Source organism: Shumkonia mesophila, from assembly GCF_026163695.1.
In the GTDB taxonomy this organism is placed as follows: domain Bacteria; phylum Pseudomonadota; class Alphaproteobacteria; order Rhodospirillales; family Shumkoniaceae; genus Shumkonia; species Shumkonia mesophila.
The window spans coordinates 1-671 of the sequence record NZ_JAOTID010000056.1 but is presented as its reverse complement, the minus strand read 5'-3'; the positions used below and the strand labels follow the sequence as shown (position 1 = coordinate 671).

The window sequence follows — 671 nt, the reverse complement described above, 5'->3', positions numbered from 1 at the left end:
CAGCATCTCGATCAACTTGAGGCTGATCCCCGTCACCGTCTGCGGCGGGATGTGGTAGAGGTACACCTGCAAGTCGGCGCTGCCGATGCGCTGGATACTCTCGGAAAACATGGCGAACATCCCCTCGTCGCTCATGTTCTTGTAGTAGAAGGGCGGCAGCATCAGGATACCGCGGCAGCCAAGCTTGACGGCGTGGCGGGCAATCTTGACGTTGTCGGTCAAATTGCAGGTGCCGGCGCCCGGCATCAGCTTGTCACCCGGGATACCGTTGTCGACCAGCGCCTCCAGCAGCTCCATGCGCTCCTCGACCGCCATCGAGTTGGCCTCGCTGGTGGTACCGAACGGCGCCAGCCCGGTCGCCCCATGGGCCAGAATCCACCGGCAGATCTTTACAAACCGGTCCCTGTCGGGACTGAGGTCCACCTTGAACGGCGTCAGAACCGGTACCAAAACACCGGAAAATCTCGTCGCTGTCATCTCTTCACTCCCTTCGCGTTGATTGAGGGCTTCGGCTGTTGGGCCCCGCCGGACAGGCAGGCCAACTGCCCGCCTGAATGGAAAGGGAGGGGCCGCCGTCGGGGAGGCCGGCGGCCCCTCGAGTCAGAGGGAGGTTTATGTCTGCTGGTTAGATTCCCAAAGCCTTGTAGGCGTCGACCACGCGCTGGATGGCG

General features: G+C 62.4%; 1 protein-coding gene. It reads right to left on the bottom strand.

Annotated features, from left to right (window positions below):
* On the bottom strand, positions 1 to 477 hold a 477-nt coding region (locus ODR01_RS25220; protein ID WP_316980474.1), incomplete at its 3' end, for a dihydrodipicolinate synthase family protein.
* Between the last annotated feature and the right edge of the window lie 194 nt (positions 478 to 671).